Below are 18,245 nucleotides of genomic sequence, written 5' to 3' on the forward strand. Positions count from 1 at the left end.
TTGAGGTGGTTGAATGTATATAGTTAAAACACTTATTCAAGTTATTGTGCTCTATGGATTTTTCATGCTCGGCTCATTTTTGCGGGAAACGTTATCGATCCCGTTACCGGGGAGCATTATTGGTTTACTTCTATTATGGGCATTGTTGTCGTTTCGGGTAATTCCGCTTCGCTTTGTCGAGAAGGGTGCGTATGTATTTCTATCGACATTACCGCTATATATGATCCCAGCAACAGTAGGTGTCATGAATTACGGGTATGTTTTTGTAGGTAAAGGCTGGTTGCTAATTGTCATCACGATTGGAAGTACATTCATTACGATGGCTGTTGCGAGTCTTGTCAGTCAATCCATTGCCAAACGCCAGATGAAAAATGAGGTGCTTTCATGAACCTGATATTACTGGCGGTCTTGATGGTTTTCTTGACGGTCATAGTGTATTTTTTTATGAATGTAGTCTATGTACGTCTACGTTCCGCATTTTTAGTGCCGATTTTGACGACAACGGTTGCGTTAGTCGTTGTCTTTACGTTGCTAGATGTTTCGTATGATACATATATGATTGGGGGGCAGTGGATCGATGCGCTACTTGGTCCCGCGATTGTGTCACTTTGTATTCCGTTATATAAACAAAGAGAATTGATTAAAAGAAACTTGTTGCCGATTGGTAGTGGAGTCTTGGCGGGCGGAGTCGTAGGTATGCTGACGGGTGGCCTTGCAGCAAGACTTGCGGGCTTTTCAACAGAGTTTCTTGCTAGTATTTTACCGAAATCGATTACGTCACCGATTGCGATGCAAATTGCAGAACAGCTAGGCGGAATACCGTCACTCGCAACTGTATTTGTCATTATTGCGGGATTAACTGGCATGCTGATCGGTCCGTTGCTCAATAAATGGCTAAAAATCGATACTGCGGTCGGCCAGGGAATCGGATTAGGTGTGGCGGCACATGCAATTGGTACATCGAAAGCGCTAGAGTATGGAGAACAGGAAGCTTCCATGAGCTCGGTTGCGATGACGTTGTCAGCCATTATAGGTGCACTCGTTGGACCATTATTTGGACTATGGCTGTTTCCATAGAAGGGCGAGATTCCTTTTCGACTATAGCTCGTCTAGTTTATTTCGATTCACCCCTGACTAGAAACAGAATATGCAATAGGGTAAACGTGAAGTGCCAGATTCTCAAAGAGTATATTGAGAATCTGGCACTTTTTTTAGAAACCATTATTAATAATTAATTAAACTAGCGAATACTACAAAAATAGCTCCGATTGAGATGAAAATAATTATTAATGGCCAAATGAATTTCAGCCATTTTTCATAAGAGATGCCTGTTGCAGCAAGATAAGCCATTAAAGTGGACCCGGTCGGGAAAATTAAGTTGGTAAATCCGTCTCCCAAATGGAAGGACAATACAGTCGTCTGTCTCGTGATCCCGACCAGGTCGCCGAGAGGAATCATTATCGGCATCGTCACAGCTGCTTGACCAGACCCTGAATTGATGAAGAAGTTAATAACGTTCTGAGAAAGGTAGATGCTGATTACCTTAATATAATCCGGCATAAACATAATAATATTGGATAACCCGTAAACGAGGGAGTCAATAATATTACCTTCTTCCAAGACAAGTGGAATTGTTCTCGCAATTCCTACAATAAGTGCACCTAATATGACAGCTTTTGCTCCTTCAATAAACTCTTCCGATATACGTGATGAACTGAATCGTGCACAAATTCCTGAGATAATACCCATTGCTAGAAATAAAGCAGCCATTTCTTCAATATACCAGCCTTTTTCCTTTACGCCCCATACCAGTAGTCCGATTCCCAGCACAAATGTGAGGATCACTAGAAAGTCTTTCACTTGAAATGTGGAGGATAATTGTGAATCTTGGTGATTTGCACGTGCTTCTTCTTCAAGGTCGGCTACTAAACTTTTAGCCGGGTCAGCCTTGACCTTTTTTGCATAACGAATAATATAGATACTTGAAACGATTACGAGTACGACTAGCAAGATCATCCGCAGCCACATACCTGAATAGGTAGGCAGACCGGCAATCTCCTGAGCAACTCCCACGGTAAATGGATTCATGACACCTGCAATGAAACCGCAAAAGGCACCTATGAGTACAATAGCCATACCGGTTAGTGCATCATACTTCAATGATCTGGCAAGCGCTACGACTAGAGGAACTAACCCTAATGCCTCGATACTCATTCCGATAGTTGCCCCGCCGATTGCAAAAATGAACATCAATATAGGGATGATTAATATTTCCCTTTTCCCCAGTTTACTGGCTACTGTGCTGATTACCGCATCAAATGCCCCAGTCGAAGTGATGATTCGGAATGAACCGCCTACTACGAAGATGAATAAAATGATCCCGCTAGATGCATTTAATCCTGCAATAATCAAACCTGGAATTGCAATAGGACTTACGGGATTGTTAGTAATGGAATGAAACGAACCATCTTCCACTAACATTCTTCCGCTTTCTGGATCTTCCACCCGGTCAAATTCTCCGGCAGGAATTATGTATGTCAGTGCTGCCGTAATGAGAATAATGAAGAAAATCAGTGCAAATACATGAGGTACTTTTAGATAGGCGCTCGTGGTTTTCTCTTTTACCTTCTTTTTCTTTTCTTCTATCGTTTCAATATTCAAATTGAACCCTCCCCCGCAAGATGCTTGGCGTGTTCACCAAGTGCATGAATTACATGACATGTACAGTTTATTCCATTGAAAAAGTAGTCAACTTCTAAGTTTTCATTTGGAGAATGATTTCCTTGATCGAAGTTTGCATAAGGCATAATAATAGAAGGTACGCCCAAGACTTTCGTCCAAACATAATCAGGCAGTGAACTTCCTAGACTTGGCTGGACGAGGGGTTCCTGTTGATAGGAATCTTGCACAGCTTCGGTCACCACTTTCACAATATCAAGATCTGCGGATGTACGGGATGGTTCCATGGCGGAAATAAACTCCACCTCGATTTCAGGATCGTGTTTTTGGATATGCCTATTAATCTTGTCGTAGATATCCATCGGGTCTTGATCCACGACGAGACGTACATCCATCTTCACTGTCGCAGTGGCAGGAATAATCGTTTGAACTCCTTCACCTGTGTATCCGCTATGTAAGCCGTTAATATTAAAGGTTGGTTCCATAGTAAGTTTATGATAATACGTCCCGCCATCCATATTTAATTGAGGGTAACCTATTTTATTTCCAATATCCCCAGCATCAAACGGCAACTTTCGCAGTAATTCTTTTTCACGTTCAGACGGTGGAAGAATGTGATCGTAAAAACCTTCTATCAGGACTTGACCGTCTTGATCACACATCGTTTGCAACAAATTGATCAGCTTCCAGGCAGGGTTCGGAAGGATGTTTCCTGTGTTGCCTGAATGGTTTTCGCGGTCAGCACCTTTTGCCCTCAATTCAAGGTCAAGGCAACCCCGTGTTCCTAATAAAAGAAGAGGTGCACCGCTATTATGGGAAGAACCGTCTGATGTATAGACAAGATCTGCCCGTAAAAGTTCTTTATGTTCTTTTACAAATGGGGAGAGGTTAGGACTGCCTATTTCTTCCTCACCCTCAAATAAAAATTTAATATTAATGGGTAACTTTCCAAAGATCCCTAAATACGTTTTGAGACCGAGCAATTGTGCCATTAACTGTCCTTTATTATCACCGACCCCTCTGCAATAGATGCGCCCGTCACGAATTGTAGGTTCGAAAGGTGGAGAAAGCCAGTGGTCAACAGGGTCCGGTGGCTGTACATCATAGTGTCCGTAAATTAGAAGCGTGAAACTGTGCTCGTTGTTAAGCATTTCTCCGTAGACAACTGGATGACCGTTAGTTTGCATAATCTGTGTGTCAATACCAATATCATCCATCGCCTTCTTGAGTAATTCTGCACATTCTGTTATTCCTGTGTTTTGTGCACTGATGCTTTTTTGTCGTAGTAATGTAAATAATTGTTCAAGATATTCTTCTTTTTGGCTGGAAAGTTCTTCTGGAATCCTGTCTAGATTCATGGAAACACCCTGCTTTCTGTTAGTGAATGACCGAATGTAACCGCTTACTAACGCGGTTTTATTAAACGAGAATACAGTCGACTATATTCTGATTCACATGATAAAACATAATAGCTCAAAACGCAATCACAATTTCAAATTTTCTAAAAACGTTGAAAAATAAAATTGTAGAATATATAATTAGAATCGACAGTCGACCAAATGTGAAAATCTGGGGGGATATGGAATGGGATCGATGAAATTTACGAATAATGCCTTATCTAATACAATTGCGAAATACATAACAGAGCAAATTATTACTGGGGAGCTCCAACCTGGCGAGAAGCTGGTAGAGCATATTTATGCTGAAGAATATGGAACGAGCAGAGCGCCTGTAAGAGAAGCAATCTATTTATTAGACATTGAAGGGTTGGTAGAAAGAATTCCGCGGAAAGGTGCAATTGTCAAAGAGTACACGGAAAATGAAATTTACGACTTACTTGAAATCCGGAATATGCTTGAGAATATGGCGATGGATCGAATCGTAAAACACGGAACGGATCTTGAACTGTTGGAAAAGATGAGAGAACTTCAAGATAAAATGAAAAATGGAACGGACGTCCGTGCCCATACAGAATATAATCATTCTTTTCATATGTGCCTGATCAAAATGAGTAAAAGTGAAACAATCAAAGACATGTATTTGCGTCTTGGAACACCATTGCTTAGAGTACAGAGTTTATCTTTTGGATGTGAAGGAAATATCGGAAAGTCCATAAAAGAACATGAAATAATAATCAAGCTCCTTGAAGAAGGAAATATGACTGAACTGTCAGCTGTTTTGTTACAACACAATAAAGACGTGATCTCGAATATACAGAAGAAACTTCATCCGTGAAAATTTGAGGATGAACATTTGAAGGGGGAAATGACATGAAAAGTGCTTTTCTATTTCCTGGACAAGGATCCCAACGGCCGGAATTCCTTCATGAACTTTCGAAATGTGCAGCAGTGAGTGAGACATTAGAAGAGGCAAATGATCTCCTGGGTGAAAGCGTATTCAACTTTCATTCGAAAGAAGCACTGGCTTCAACAAAAGCCGTGCAGATATCACTTTTGACTGCGGGAGTGGCAGCATACAGGGCATTCGATTTAGAAAGAATACAGCCGGATGTTGTCGGAGGTCATTCGGTTGGAGCATTTGGCGCAGCAGTGGCAGCAGGGGTTATGGAGTTTAAAGATGCGTTGAAGATTGTTGGGAAGCGCGGTGAATTAATGGAGCAGGCATTCCCTGTGGGGTACGGCATGGGGGTTGTGCTTGGGTTAGAGGCACATCAACTTGAACTTCTTATTGCACAAACTGTTGATAAGCAGTACCCGGTTTTTATGTCCAATCAAAATGCTCCGGATCAATTGACGATTTCAGGTGCTTTACCGGGTATCCAAAAAGTGCTGGTTGAAGTACAGCAAAACGGAGCGCGCTGTGCTTCTTTATTGAACGTGAGTACACCGTCGCACTGTCCACTATTGTCTTCCGTTTCGGATACACTGCTTAAAGAGCTTCATGCGGTTTCGTTTAATCCGCCTTCTGTACCATATGTCGGAAATCGAAACGCGAGGCTGTTGTTTACTCCAGATGAGATTCGACAGGATCTTGCGGAAAGTGTTTCTTCAGCTGTTCAATGGCATGATGCCTCTTCAGTGTTATATGAAAATGGCGTACGGTTGTTTATTGAAATGCCTCCTGGAAATGTGCTGACACGGTTAGCAGATCGGGCATTTCCAGATGCTAAGGCATTATCAGTGACAGAAAACGGATTTGATGATTGTTTGTTTGTTGCAGAACGACAAAGACTAAAAAAACGAAAGGGGACAAATTATATATGGTAAAACATATGGATCGTACAAAACGCTCATGGACAACTAGACAGGATGCAAAGCAAAAGCGAAAGTCGGATGTTCGGAATTTGGTAGACGGGATGGTGATACCGACTGACCGTATTATAGAGGCAATGGAGATACTCATCCAACCGGGTGACCGAGTAGTGCTTGAAGGTAACAATCAAAAACAAGCTTCATTTTTATCTGAAGCGCTTGCCCGAGCAAATCCCAATATTTTATTTGATCTGCATATGATTCTTTCCAGTATTTCTAGACCTGAACATTTGGATCTATTTGAACGTGGCATTGCCAGTAAAGTAGACTTCGCTTATGCCGGCCCGCAAAGTCTTCGAATGGCACAAATGGTAGAAGACGGTAAGGTGACGATGGGAGAAATCCATACATATATCGAATTATACGGACGTCTTTTCATCGATTTGATTCCTTCTGTAGCATTGGTTGCAGCTGATAAGGCGGATCGGTTCGGGAATTTATATACAGGACCGAATACGGAAGAAACTCCTACGCTTATTGAAGCAGCAGCATTTCGGGATGGTATTGTCATTGTTCAAGTAAACGAATTGATAGATGAATTGCCGAGGGTCGATATTCCAGGTTCTTGGATCGACTATGTTGTCGTAGCGGATGAACCATATGAGTTGGAACCTTTATTTACAAGAGACCCGAGGCATATTACAGATATACAAATTTTGCAAGCTATGATGATTATCCGGGGAATTTATGAGAAACACGAAGTACAGTCACTCAATCATGGAATTGGCTACAATACAGCTGCCATTGAATTATTGCTTCCTACATACGGTGAGTCCCTTGGTCTTAAAGGGAAGATTTGCAAGCACTGGGCTCTGAATCCACATCCGACGATGATTCCGGCAATCGAGAGCGGATGGGTTGATAGTATGCACTGTTTCGGTGGTGAAGTCGGTATGGAAAAATACGTGGAAGCAAGACGGGATGTATTCTTTAATGGATCTGACGGCAGTATGCGTTCAAACCGGACATTGTCCCAAATGGCTGGACAATACGCTGTGGATTTGTTTATAGGGTCAACGCTACAGATGGACAGCGAAGGAAACTCTTCTACAGTGACACGGGGACGACTTGCAGGTTATGGAGGTGCACCTAATATGGGACATGATCCCGGAGGTCGCCGTCACTCCACTCCTGCCTGGCTGAACATGATGACATCGGATGAACCACTAGCGCGTGGTAAAAAGTTGGTTGTACAAGTAGTAGAAACTTTCCAAAGCGGTAATAAACCAGTCTTTGTTGAGTCACTGGATGCAATCGACGTGAAAAATGATACTGGGCTTGCGACTGCGCCTGTAATGATTTATGGAGATGATGTAACGCATGTCGTAACGGAGGAAGGCATTGCTTACTTATATAAGATTGACAGTATGGAAAAACGCCGAGAAGCGATTGCGGCAATTGCTGGTGTTACGGAAATCGGGAAAACGATAACGTCAGACAAAATAGAGGAATTACGGCGCGATGGATTCGTAGCATACCCTGAAGACTTGGATATCCGACGGTCGGACGCAAAACGTTCGCTACTGGCTGCGAAGAGTGTGGAGGAACTGGTCGAGTGGTCAGATGGATTGTATGAGCCACCTGCTAAATTCAGAAGCTGGTGAATGGAGGGGTGTTATGATTCAAGAAAAGCATTCCTTTATTCGCTTTATTGCAAATACCGCCTGTCGTTCATTAATAGAAGAAGTAGAACTGACGCCGAAGCCGGGATTGGTGGACAGTGAAAATACGGGTGCGCATCAGGATCTTTCCATCCAATTAATGAAGGCTTCAGCAGAGTCACTTGAAGAGACGTTCGCGGAAATTGCAGAAATTAGCTATGGTGAGCAGCCTTCACAATTCATACGGGAAGAAATTGCAGCAATCGGACGTGCCGGGGAAAAGAGAATGTTCGAAGTAACCGGCGGTGTGAATACACATAAGGGAGCTATTTGGGCAATCGGACTTCTCGTCTCAGCTGCCTCTATTGGAAAAGGAATGGATCCATTGGAAAAAACTATTTCAAACGCAGGTGAAATCGCGCGATATCCAGATCAGCATTGTCCCGTCTCATCGACAAATGGCGGAAAAGTCATGGTGAAGTATAACGTAAATGGTGCAAGGGGTGAAGCGCAGCTCGGTTTTCCGCATATTTTCCTTCATTCACTTCCGATGTTGAAGCAATCTAGGAGTCAAGGCATGACCGAGGAAAATGCACGGCTGGCGGCACTTCTATCGTTAATTGCACACTTGGATGATACGTGCATACTACATCGCGGGGGCCCTGAGGCATTGTCATTTGCAAAGAAAGCGGCTGCCGCGATATTGCATGATGGAAATTTGCATTTGATAAAGTCTTTGGATGACGAATTTATCAAGCGAAATATATCCCCTGGTGGAAGTGCAGATCTGCTTGCGGCCACACTGTTTTTAGATAAAATCAAGTCGTATAAACCGATTTGCGAAGTATAAGATTAGCGAGCGTATAGATACAAATAGGAGGTGCTTCATTTGGAGAGTTTCTTGTTTACCCACCCTGCAACCAAAAGTATTGACCGACCTGCTCATGTTGGGGTTGTAGGTTCAGGGGATTTGGAAATTATTCTGGAACCTAATGATCAGGCGACAGTAGAAGTATCGATTCGGACACATGTCACGGGACACAAAGCTACATGGGAAGCTGTTATTAAGCGCTTCTTTGAGCAGCATGATATAGCAGCAAACGTAAAGATCAATGATTTCGGAGCAACACCTGGAATGGTCGCTATGCGTCTAGCTCAGGCAGTGGAGGTGAGTAGCTATGATTAAATCATTGAAGGCCAGTTTCACGGAATGCAGTGGACGTGAACGAACAGTTGAATTGTTGGATACAGAAGGGTATAGAGAGCTGCTTGGTCCGTTTGACGGGGTGGAATCACCTCACTTGGAGAAGCAGGGAATCGTTCCGCAAAGCGATGACGGAGTGATTGTAGCAAAAGGGACAATAAACGGTCATCTGGCGGTCGCTATTTCAATAGAAGGAAAGTTTCAAGGCGGAGGAATTGGCGAAGTATCAGGTGCAAAAATTGCCGGTACATTGGAACGGGTACTGAAGGATTGTGAAGACGGGAGAAAGACCATCCCGGTTTTGATTTATGATACGGGCGGGGTAAGACTGCAGGAAGCAAATTACGGTTTGCTGTCTATCGCTGAAATTAGCGCAGCTATCGTTGCCCTTCGCCGTCATGTTCCTGTAATTGGCGTCATCCCTGGCAAAATAGGAGCGTTCGGCGGTATGTCCATAACCGCGGGACTGTGCAGTGCCGTTATTATGACGAAAGAAGGCCGTCTTGGATTAAACGGACCCGAAGTAATCGAGCAAGAAGCAGGGATACGCGAATTTGATTCGGAAGACCGACAGCTTATTTGGGGAACAATAGGCGGAGAACAGCGAACAGCTACCGGTTTTGCAGATTTACTAATTGAGGATGATATGGAGGCTGTAAAAGAAGCAGTCACTTCCGTGATCAATGGTGATAAAACGTTTCCGCAGAGAACAGAACAAGAGAAGCGATATAATAACTTTTTAAGACTGGTTCAGCCAAATCATCGTCTTTCATTTGAGGATGTACGTGAATTATGGAAGCAATCTGAGAATGATTCTGTAGTAGCAAAACGGACTTCTCATGGAACACTATCAAACGGCAGAGGTCTAATATGGTTTAATAAGCTGCGTGGTACCGCCGAGGAAATAGGAGATCTGCCTTCTGTCCGTGTGGCTGACAGCAGCATTGGAGCGAGTAAAGTACGGTATATCGCAGTTGTACCCGATGGTGAAAATTACTTTCCTCGTGCGCGAAATGGCGAGCTGGGTCTACTGGAAGGCTGGTCGATTGCGAAACATATCCGTGAAGCGATTGAAGAGGATCGGGACGGAGAAAAGCGAGCCATCATAGCAATTGTCGATGTTCCGAGTCAGGCTTATGGATATCATGAAGAGTTGCTTGGAATCCATCAGGCGTGCGCGGCTGCAGTAGATGCATATGCTTCAGCACGGCTTGCTGGCCACCCTGTAATTTCGTTCATTCCGGGAAATGCGATTTCAGGAGCATTTTTATCACACGGTATGCAATCCAACCGAATTATTGCGTTAAATGATCCGGGCGTAAATGTGCACGTTATGTCTAAACAATCAGCAGCCAGAATTACACAAAGAAGTTTGGAAGAGTTGGAAATAGCCTCGAAAAAAGTTCCAGCTATGGCCTATGACGTGAATTCTTTTGAAAAGCTGGGGGCCCTTTATTCATTGGTTGATGGGATAGAGGCAGATGCACCTGAAAATAAGGATAAAGATCTGATTTATCAAGAAATAAGTCGTGCGGTTGATGACGTACGGGATAGAAATGTAAATGATCTAAGCAACCGCTTAACATCTGATCTTGCAATAGAAGGTGGACGGGCTGCCTCAATTTTTGTTAGAGAGAAGCTTTTCGCACAATGGAAGTAAATCCGCATGATTTATTGGAAATAGCCTGCAAAAGTGACTTGATCAGCTATTCACCGCAACCTGACTGGGTAGGATTATCGCTCGATCGCGCACCATTCGTCGTAGTGCGACGAGCGCGTTCAGCGGAAGGTTTTATTTCTGTCGGAGTTCGAGGTGAAAAAAGAAATGAGCGATTTGCTGCGTTTCTTCCTGGAGATCGAATTGTGAAGAGGGTTACGCCGGAACAGCTTGCATATGAGCAAAAGTGGAAAGAGCGTCCAGAAAAACTGTTTACGTATGTAGATGAAGTGAGTTGTATGATGGAGAAATTCTCGCTTAACTGGGGTCCGACAGGCAGTGTTGGATTCGAGTTGGCAAGCGATAAAGAAACGGTTACCGAAACAAGCGATGTAGATGTGATCATTCGCGCCGATAGTAGATTAACGAATGAACTCTCTAGACAACTAATGGTTGAATTGAGAAAATTCCCTGTGGCGGTAGATGTACAAGTTGAATTATTAGAAGGCGCGTTTTCACTGAGTGAATATGCATCGGTGAAGGATGGGGAAATCTTACTACGGACGATGGATGGACCGATTCTAAAACAGATTGGTGCATTAAAAATGGAAAGCTGATTGAAGTAAGAAGAGTCCACTTTAATGAAGGCTCCGTTTTTTCGTATATGGAAAAACGATTTAACAGAATTTCAACCGAATGTTAGAATCAAGGTACAGATTATAAGATAAATTAGATCTTTAAAATCTGTAAAAATTACAGCTTATCAATGAATGATTTGAAAATATTGCTATGAATTGTGTGCTATTCTTCAATAGGAAGAGTAGCTTTTTTTGCGTTAGGAAAATCCATAACAGTATCATTTTAGAAATCTCTGTAGGTATCTGAAGTATAGTAATTTAGATAGTGAAATAAGACGACCGAAACGTAGTTCCGTGCATTCACGACCTTCGGAACTATGAAATGTTTCATGCTTTATGAACATATCAATAGTAGAACAATACTTGTTCCGCAAACGAGAATGGTCGTTGCGTAGAATTCCAATTTAAGAAATAAGTATTTTCTTAAAATTCATCGACTTTTTACGGGGAGAGAGATTATTGAAAATTGATCACTTAGTTGTAAATGTTGATAAGAAGTACCAGAAGGACCCCTTTGAAATTGAGTTAATACGAGATGCTGGTTTGCCTTATGAACCCAAATGGGGAAAAGGAACAAAGGGATTTAAAGCATCTAATATATGGATCGGAAATGAATATTTTGAGATGATTCACCTAGTAAAAAAGGATGGTGGTGGATGGAAATCAGAATGGGTAGAAAAGTATAATAGTGGGCATAGGGGACTTATCTGTTTGATGCTAGATGTAGATGATTTAGATAAAGTTTACAAAGAGATAAGTAATACGAATTCAATAAGTATATCCGAGCCAAAGTATCTCCAATTCAAATGGGGATTAGGATTGTTTACGAGAACAATGCCTTGGAGAAATAGCTATTTTCCATTTTTTGAAGGAATTCCTTTACAGATAGGACTACAACAGATAAAAAATGAAAAGTCAGTTGAATTTATGCGAAAGTATATGTTGCCTAATGCTAAAGAAAACGGAATCAACGGGATAAAAGAGATTAGAATAAAAGGACCATTTACTAAGTCTGATTTTGGGTTGATCAATACAATTTTTAAGAATAAAGAATCTTTGGATAACGGCGTAATTATTCATTTGGAGAATGATCAGACATTAATTTTCGAAAGTGCTGATGAGTATAACGTGGAAGTTATTACAATTTCGAGTAACAACAGGAATTCAAAAGTGAAAATAGAAAGTATTTTAATTTCCGTTTAGAAATACAGTATGCTGTATTAAAGGTAATCTGTTTTAGTAAAGGTAAATGCATTGCCGCCAATGGGTGCGTTTTGTCAAGAAGGACTTGCCCCTTTTCAGTAACAGGGCCAGATTGCAGGAGTTGTTCTGTACGATAAGAACGGAGTATTTCATTGGAAACTAAGAAGAATTGGTTATTAAAAAAGTGAAAATGAAGAGTTATAAAAAGCTTTTGTTATTGAGAAAAGTAATCATAGTTGTGATAACTCACTAACTTCTTTGCTCATCCCGCTTCTCAACGGTATCCTTTAGTTGAAGTTGCTTGTAATAGCCTTATTAATCGCGTTCAATAATTGATAAAAGATTCGAAGAGGACCTTTTTAGGACCTTTTCTATACGGGGGCGCGAAATAAATTGTTTTATTTTTAACATACTAATTAACAGTAGCTCTAACATATAAAACAACAGACCTACAATAGTAATTGTAAGGTCTGTTAATTGGCCTGTTAAAAACGTATCTAAAATAGATGCGTAAACTCTCGCATCTATTCTCACAAGAGATAATTAGAGAAATTGGTAGGGGAAGATTTTAGAAAACTACTACGTCACGCATGTTGTGTACCCATATGTATACGACTCACCTGCAATATCATTCACTGTGATAAGGAGCTTAGGTAAGCGTGTTTTACCTATAGTAACTGGTGGTGTGGTCACTTACATTTTAAAAGCTAGGTTCTCTTGTTGTATATATTTTATCGGGGAAAATTAGTGAATCGATATGCGTGCTTAAATAGGTTATTAATATTGTCAATTTACATAGTGATTATTTATTTGAAGTCGCAATAAATCCTGGATAAGTTCCTCTGTGGATCCCTTCACTGTCCCTTTTTCATTCTTCATATTGAATTTATACTACTAATTAATGAGCAACGCTACTACTAGCACGGACACACTCAAAATGCATGTTAAGGTACGCAAGTGGTTCAGCAATGTCCAACGTGCTTCAAATCGGACTCTATGTTCATTCCATTCAGAATCGCTTGCAGGTAGCTCTGCAGAGATTATGGCTTTATTCAACGGAAGGTTCCCTGAAAAAGTGATTAGTAGAGTAGCGGCATAAAAGATCAACGCGATGGATCCTAAAACGACTTGATCAAATTGCTGCAACGAAACGGCTAATAAAACAAAGCCGATTTGCGCTATAAGCGCACCATTTGAAATAAAGAGGAAAATCGGATTGGCTACAGATGAAGTCAAGTGTCTAATGGAAAGAACGAAGGTACGATCGTCTGAATTACGCAGACCGGGCATGACTGAGTTGGCATATGCAAAGACGGTTCCGGCAACAATTCATGTTGTTAATACAGCGAGACCTGCCAAGACTTTAAAGAATGATGACGAACTAACTTTCTCCTGTACATCTTGTGTGCTATTAAATCCTTCACTCAAGACTATAAATTTTAGCGCGGTCGGTTCAGAAAAGCTAATTTGTTTTAAATAGTTGTCATTCATCTCGGTGGGGGATAGATTGTCTGGAGCAGCAAGAGCTATCGATGGAATTAGCAATACGAAGAGAATGACTAAGGCAGCACGAAATCCTGTATATAATCCATTCAAGTTTTTTATATCTCCTTTTATAATGTACAAGTCTCGTGTAAAAATCCGTCATAAGCACTTGATGTTTACATTTAGATTAATTTATTTTATTATCACATCTACTTTTTCACCAATTACATGTCGCTAGTTATATCTATTCGTTAGAAGACGCAAAATCTATTCCTGGAATTAAATAATGGATTGCTAATTTAATAAATTCTTCTGGCGTGATCTTCTTACTATTTCTTTTCCATTCTACAGAGGCTCCGTAAATTCCCCAGCTTAATACGACAGCAGTAATTTTTAGTCCTTCATCTTCTTCGGTGTTATGTTGTTTTAACAGCATTTTATAAAAAATGATTTCGAGCTGTTCTCTAATATTCCGAGCAATGGTCTCTTCGTATCCTCTATGACAACGGTTGGATAATGATTTTTGGAAGTTCGTGATTGCTATAAAAATACTAACTACTACTTCTTCATTTAGTTCGCTGTTTTGGTAATTGCTACAATCCAAATTAACTAATAATACTTCCGATAATACCTTCTCCAATAAGTCATATATATCTTCAAAGTGATAATAGAACGTGGCACGATTAATCATAGCTTCAGCTGCAATATCTTTAATGGTAATGTCCTTAAATTCTTTTTTACTCGAAAGCTCCATAAAAGCATCCATGATTAATTTACGGGTCCGTTGAATTCGGGGGTCCGTCTTTGGTTGATTCATGTTGGTTTCCCTCCTACTTTTTCAACAATTTCTTCAATGTGTTGTATAAGCAACAATACCGACAAACTATTGGTGTTGATAATTTTCATTATGTTATAGAATTTAATTGTAAGCAAATGATTGACTTGTGAAGCGAAGTAAACGAAATATGTTTTGTTGAAAAATTTAAATGAATGAAAGCGAGGAATAAGATTTTTCCTTTCGCCCATTCTATAGAAAAGGGGAATACTAAAGTGAAAAATAATAATAATATGATGTGTGATTTACAAACAGGTGTATGTGGGGAAGTAGGAAACGAGGAAATGGAAATAATCGACTTTAACCAGCCGGAAAAAACGATTAATCTTTATTATGTGACAGATCCTATTTGTTCTCATTGTTGGGCGATTGAACCAGAGCTTCGCCGTTTTGTGGAGCAGTACGGTAATTATTTCAATTTCCATACGGTGATGGGCGGATTATTAGAAAAATGGCATGACGGGCCAATCGATCCTGCAAACGGAATTTATAAGCCCGCTGATGTTGCTGGTCACTGGAGAGAAGTTGGAGAACATTCAAGAATGCCGATTGATGGTACGTTAATGCTTGATAATCCGGTTCAATCTTCGTATCCACCTTCTCGTGTATTTAAAATCATTCAAAAAAATCATAACGAGACGCTTGCATTTGACTATTTACGTCGTACAAGAGAAGCACTTTTTGTCTTCAATCAAAACATTTCAGAAAGGTCTGTTATGATAGAAATTGTAAACAAACTTAATCTTGACGGAGAAGCTATTGTACATGAAGCGGAACAACTGGCTGCACAACAATTATTGAATGAAGACTTCGCGCTAGCTAGAAGTTTAGGTGCTACTGGTTTTCCTAGCATTATTATGATCAATGCGGAAAATAAAGGTATAAAAATTGTTGGTGGTCGCCCGTTTGAATCCTATGTAGACGGACTGAAAAAAGTTCTAAACTTGGAAGTCATACAACCAAAGCAACAACCATCTCTTTCTAGATTACTAAAAAAAGAAAAACTTCTATTTTCAAAAGAAATTGAAGTCATGTACGATGTCGAACAATCGGCTATTCACTCGTTTGTTGAAAAAGAACTTTCTTCAGACAGTTATGAAGCGCGGGAAATTTTAGGGGAAGCGTATTTTACAACTACTGTATCAAAAGGAGAATGATCATGACATACGTATTACAAGTAGATTTTAAAATGAATGGACCATTTGGAGATGAAATGGCGGAGGGCTTTGCTGATTTAGCAAAAAGTATCAATGATGAAGAGGGATTCATTTGGAAAATATGGACGGAAAACGCTGAAACAAATGAAGCGGGTGGAATTTATAGCTTCCAAACAAAAGAAACAGCCGAAAACTATTTAAACATGCATGCTAAAAGATTAGCTAGCTTCGGCATTACAAATATTAACTCAAAAATATTTGACGTGAATTCTAAACTTACCGAGATTAATAAAGGACCAGTAAAATAAATAACTAGAAGTATTTGTACGAAAATACTTACTACAGCATGGGGCAGTGACAAAACCTCAAAAATGCATGAAGGACAATTGCCTCCATGCATTTTTCTTTTTGACTACGTATTTATAAACGTATTTTTTTAAGATACAGGAGCGTAGGGGAACGGACTATTTTCTAGTTATGTCGCAGTCTCATTTCTACAATGAAAAGGAGGAGTTTGTATTGTTACAAAAACTTAATGCAGGAAATCATGCACAGCCGTTCAGAAGTCCATTAAACATTACACGCGTTCAACCGGGTGATATTCTTGGAGAGGAAACGACAGATACTGCTTTTGGGCCGTTAGCTATCATTGATCATGCGGTGATGAAAAAGGGTTTAACGATTAAAATGCACGAACATATCAATGATGAAATTTTAAGTTATATCGGCTCAGGTATCACTTATCATAGGGATTCTGCGGGTTTTGAAGCACCGATTGCACGTGGGAAATTAATGATGATGAATGCAGGCGCAAGCTTTTGGCATGAAGAAAAAGTAAAAGAAGATGAGGTAGAAATGCTTCAAATCTTCATCCGACCGAATGAAACCGATCTTTCCCCAGAAGTTCAATTTCATGATAAACCGGTAGATAATCATGATTGGTATGTCATGGTAGGACCTGAAGGAAGTGAAGCGCCACTTTACGTTAGGCAAAATGTCTACATATTAGACGCGCATCCTAAAGCGGGTGAAGAGTTGGATGTTCCAGTGTATCCAGGGCTTACACCATTTCTATACGTGATGAATGGCGAAATTATGGTTCAAGATCTCACGATTGGTAAGCAAGAAGCGGTAACGGATTTAGTCAATCCTCTTCCGCCCTTAGTCGCGAATGAACACACTACACTTGTATTGTTCTTTGTCGAGAGGAATGCGCCCATGTCTAAGGATGGGACAATTAGTGGTTTGAAGAACACGTAACAGTCGTAGCTTTAAAAAGTAGTCATAAATCCAATGCTATACGCGCATCCTATAATACTTCTTCCATACAAGTTTAGTTTCAATACAAATTAATTAAAATGAAAGTGTTGACAAGAGAAAGGAATCTGTGATATATTTATTTCGAATTCGAGATGAATCAATTAAATGCAAATACTACTTAAAAAAGTTGTAACCAAATATATTTTTTTCAATAATATTATCTCGAATTAATTGTATACCAATTTGAACTAATGATAGGAGGAACTATAATGAATCACTTAAAAGGAATTCACCACGTAACAGCTATAACAAGTAGTGCAGAAAAGAATTATGAATTTTTTACCTATGTATTGGGAATGCGTCTCGTAAAGAAAACAGTCAATCAGGATGATATTCAAACGTATCACTTATTCTTCGCGGACGATAAAGGCTCTGCCGGTACAGATATGACATTTTTCGATTTCCCAGGTATTCCAAAAGGTACACATGGAACGAATGAGATTTATAAAACGGCTTTCCGTGTGCCGACAGACGCTGCCCTTGATTACTGGGTGAAACGTTTTGATAAGTACGAAGTGAAAAATACTGGTATTAAAGATGTTTTCGGTAAGAAAACTATTTCGTTTGTTGACTTTGATGACCAACAATATATGTTAGTTTCTGATGAGTTTAACGAAGGTATTGAGTCAGGAACACCCTGGCAGAATGGTCCAGTACCTTTGGAGTTTGCCATTACAGGTTTAGGACCCGTTCATATTCGTATCTCGCAATTTGACCATTTTAAAGAGGTTTTAGAAAAAGTCATGTTAATGCGCGAAATCGCAACTGAAGGTTCGCTTCATTTATTTGAAGTCGGTGAAGGTGGCAATGGTGCGCAAGTCATTGTGGAACATAATGAAAACCTACCAGCTGGGCGACAAGGATTTGGTACAGTGCATCACGCAGCCTTCCGCGTGGAAGATACAAACGTATTACATGAGTGGATCAATCATATGGAAGCGGCAGGATTCCGTACGTCTGGTTATGTGGATCGCTTCTTCTTTGAATCTTTATATGCACGGGTAGCACCAGGCATCCTCTTTGAATGGGCAACAGATGGTCCTGGCTTTATGGGAGATGAACCGTATGAAACGGTAGGGGAAATCTTGTCGTTACCGCCATTCCTTGAAGGGGAAAGGAAACAAATTGAAGCATCAGTAAGACCAATCGACACAGTACGTAGCACACTTAAAATTGAAAAAGAGTATTTGTAAG

At 40.5% G+C, this 18,245-nt stretch carries 19 protein-coding genes; 14 read left to right on the forward strand and 5 right to left on the reverse strand.

The features are described from left to right. Nucleotides 1-13 precede the first annotated feature (13 nt). Nucleotides 14-388, forward strand: a complete 375-nt coding sequence (locus CSV79_RS13030; protein ID WP_099689499.1) for a CidA/LrgA family holin-like protein — start codon at nucleotides 14-16, stop codon at nucleotides 386-388. Continuing rightward, nucleotides 385-1,077 (forward strand): LrgB family protein, encoded by a 693-nt coding sequence (locus CSV79_RS13035; RefSeq protein ID WP_099689500.1) that lies wholly within the window; start codon nucleotides 385-387, stop codon nucleotides 1,075-1,077. The genes CSV79_RS13030 and CSV79_RS13035 overlap by 4 nt, the downstream gene beginning before the upstream one ends. 147 nt (nucleotides 1,078-1,224) lie before the next feature. Here the strand turns inward: CSV79_RS13035 and CSV79_RS13040 are convergent, their stop codons facing one another. Both CSV79_RS13040 and CSV79_RS13045 read right to left on the reverse strand, forming a co-directional pair. Further along, nucleotides 1,225-2,661 carry a YfcC family protein gene (locus CSV79_RS13040; protein WP_199171922.1) on the reverse strand — a complete coding sequence of 479 codons (1,437 nt, stop codon included), beginning with the start codon at nucleotides 2,659-2,661 and terminating at the stop codon, nucleotides 1,225-1,227. Then, on the reverse strand, nucleotides 2,658-4,037 hold the full coding sequence (locus CSV79_RS13045; RefSeq protein ID WP_099689501.1) for a M20/M25/M40 family metallo-hydrolase: 1,380 nt from the start codon (nucleotides 4,035-4,037) through the stop codon (nucleotides 2,658-2,660). Before CSV79_RS13045 ends, CSV79_RS13040 begins: the two co-directional genes overlap by 4 nt. Nucleotides 4,038-4,263: 226 nt before the next feature. Between CSV79_RS13045 and CSV79_RS13050 the strand changes: the two genes are divergently transcribed. The 8 genes from CSV79_RS13050 (at nucleotide 4,264) to CSV79_RS13085 (ending at nucleotide 12,254) form a co-directional block, all read left to right on the forward strand. Further along, on the forward strand, nucleotides 4,264-4,914 hold the full coding sequence (locus CSV79_RS13050) for a GntR family transcriptional regulator (RefSeq protein WP_099689502.1): 651 nt from the start codon (nucleotides 4,264-4,266) through the stop codon (nucleotides 4,912-4,914). Nucleotides 4,915-4,949: 35 nt separating this feature from the next. After that, nucleotides 4,950-5,906 (forward strand): malonate decarboxylase subunit epsilon, encoded by a 957-nt coding sequence (locus tag CSV79_RS13055; RefSeq protein WP_099689503.1) that lies wholly within the window; start codon nucleotides 4,950-4,952, stop codon nucleotides 5,904-5,906. Then, nucleotides 5,900-7,555 (forward strand): malonate decarboxylase subunit alpha, encoded by a 1,656-nt coding sequence (gene mdcA / locus CSV79_RS13060; RefSeq protein ID WP_099689504.1) that lies wholly within the window; start codon nucleotides 5,900-5,902, stop codon nucleotides 7,553-7,555. The genes CSV79_RS13055 and mdcA overlap by 7 nt, the downstream gene beginning before the upstream one ends. A 13-nt stretch (nucleotides 7,556-7,568) precedes the next feature. Continuing rightward, entirely contained in the window at nucleotides 7,569-8,402 is an 834-nt protein-coding gene (locus tag CSV79_RS13065; RefSeq protein WP_099689505.1) for a triphosphoribosyl-dephospho-CoA synthase, read from the forward strand. A 39-nt stretch (nucleotides 8,403-8,441) separates the two neighbouring features. After that, a complete protein-coding gene (locus CSV79_RS13070; RefSeq protein ID WP_099689506.1) occupies nucleotides 8,442-8,738 on the forward strand; it encodes a malonate decarboxylase subunit delta in 297 nt (98 codons plus the stop codon). Then, the gene (gene mdcD, locus CSV79_RS13075) at nucleotides 8,731-10,416 is read left to right on the forward strand and encodes a biotin-independent malonate decarboxylase subunit beta (RefSeq protein ID WP_099689507.1); all 1,686 of its coding nucleotides are present in this window, start codon (nucleotides 8,731-8,733) and stop codon (nucleotides 10,414-10,416) included. Before CSV79_RS13070 ends, mdcD begins: the two co-directional genes overlap by 8 nt. Continuing rightward, complete coding sequence (locus tag CSV79_RS13080; protein WP_099689508.1) at nucleotides 10,407-11,030, forward strand: malonate decarboxylase holo-ACP synthase; 624 nt, start codon at nucleotides 10,407-10,409, stop codon at nucleotides 11,028-11,030. The genes mdcD and CSV79_RS13080 overlap by 10 nt, the downstream gene beginning before the upstream one ends. Before the next feature lie 480 nt (nucleotides 11,031-11,510). Then, nucleotides 11,511-12,254 (forward strand): hypothetical protein, encoded by a 744-nt coding sequence (locus CSV79_RS13085; RefSeq protein WP_099689509.1) that lies wholly within the window; start codon nucleotides 11,511-11,513, stop codon nucleotides 12,252-12,254. A gap of 894 nt (nucleotides 12,255-13,148) precedes the next feature. On the opposite strand, the gene CSV79_RS13090 is transcribed toward CSV79_RS13085, so the two are convergent. The 3 genes from CSV79_RS13090 to CSV79_RS13095 form a co-directional block, all read right to left on the reverse strand. Next, nucleotides 13,149-13,490 (reverse strand): anthrone oxygenase family protein, encoded by a 342-nt coding sequence (locus CSV79_RS13090; protein ID WP_369824983.1) that lies wholly within the window; start codon nucleotides 13,488-13,490, stop codon nucleotides 13,149-13,151. Between the two features lie 93 nt (nucleotides 13,491-13,583). Next, on the reverse strand, nucleotides 13,584-13,850 hold the full coding sequence (locus CSV79_RS17150) for a hypothetical protein (RefSeq protein WP_233201449.1): 267 nt from the start codon (nucleotides 13,848-13,850) through the stop codon (nucleotides 13,584-13,586). 133 nt (nucleotides 13,851-13,983) lie between these two features. After that, entirely contained in the window at nucleotides 13,984-14,556 is a 573-nt protein-coding gene (locus CSV79_RS13095; RefSeq protein ID WP_099689510.1) for a TetR/AcrR family transcriptional regulator, read from the reverse strand. A 251-nt stretch (nucleotides 14,557-14,807) separates the two neighbouring features. Here CSV79_RS13095 and CSV79_RS13100 point away from each other — a divergent pair, with 251 nt between their 5' ends. From CSV79_RS13100 to CSV79_RS13115, 4 genes are all read left to right on the forward strand, one after another. Next, nucleotides 14,808-15,731, forward strand: coding sequence for a DsbA family protein (locus tag CSV79_RS13100; RefSeq protein WP_099689517.1), 924 nt, complete (start codon nucleotides 14,808-14,810; stop codon nucleotides 15,729-15,731). A gap of 2 nt (nucleotides 15,732-15,733) precedes the next feature. Continuing rightward, nucleotides 15,734-16,039 (forward strand): monooxygenase, encoded by a 306-nt coding sequence (locus CSV79_RS13105; protein WP_099689511.1) that lies wholly within the window; start codon nucleotides 15,734-15,736, stop codon nucleotides 16,037-16,039. Nucleotides 16,040-16,250: 211 nt separating this feature from the next. Next, nucleotides 16,251-16,991 carry a pirin family protein gene (locus tag CSV79_RS13110; RefSeq protein WP_233201450.1) on the forward strand — a complete coding sequence of 247 codons (741 nt, stop codon included), beginning with the start codon at nucleotides 16,251-16,253 and terminating at the stop codon, nucleotides 16,989-16,991. Nucleotides 16,992-17,260: 269 nt separating this feature from the next. Continuing rightward, nucleotides 17,261-18,244, forward strand: a complete 984-nt coding sequence (locus CSV79_RS13115; RefSeq protein WP_099689513.1) for a ring-cleaving dioxygenase — start codon at nucleotides 17,261-17,263, stop codon at nucleotides 18,242-18,244. Nucleotide 18,245: the final 1 nt, after the last annotated feature.

The organism is Sporosarcina sp. P13, assembly GCF_002743055.1.
In the GTDB taxonomy this organism is placed as follows: domain Bacteria; phylum Bacillota; class Bacilli; order Bacillales_A; family Planococcaceae; genus Sporosarcina.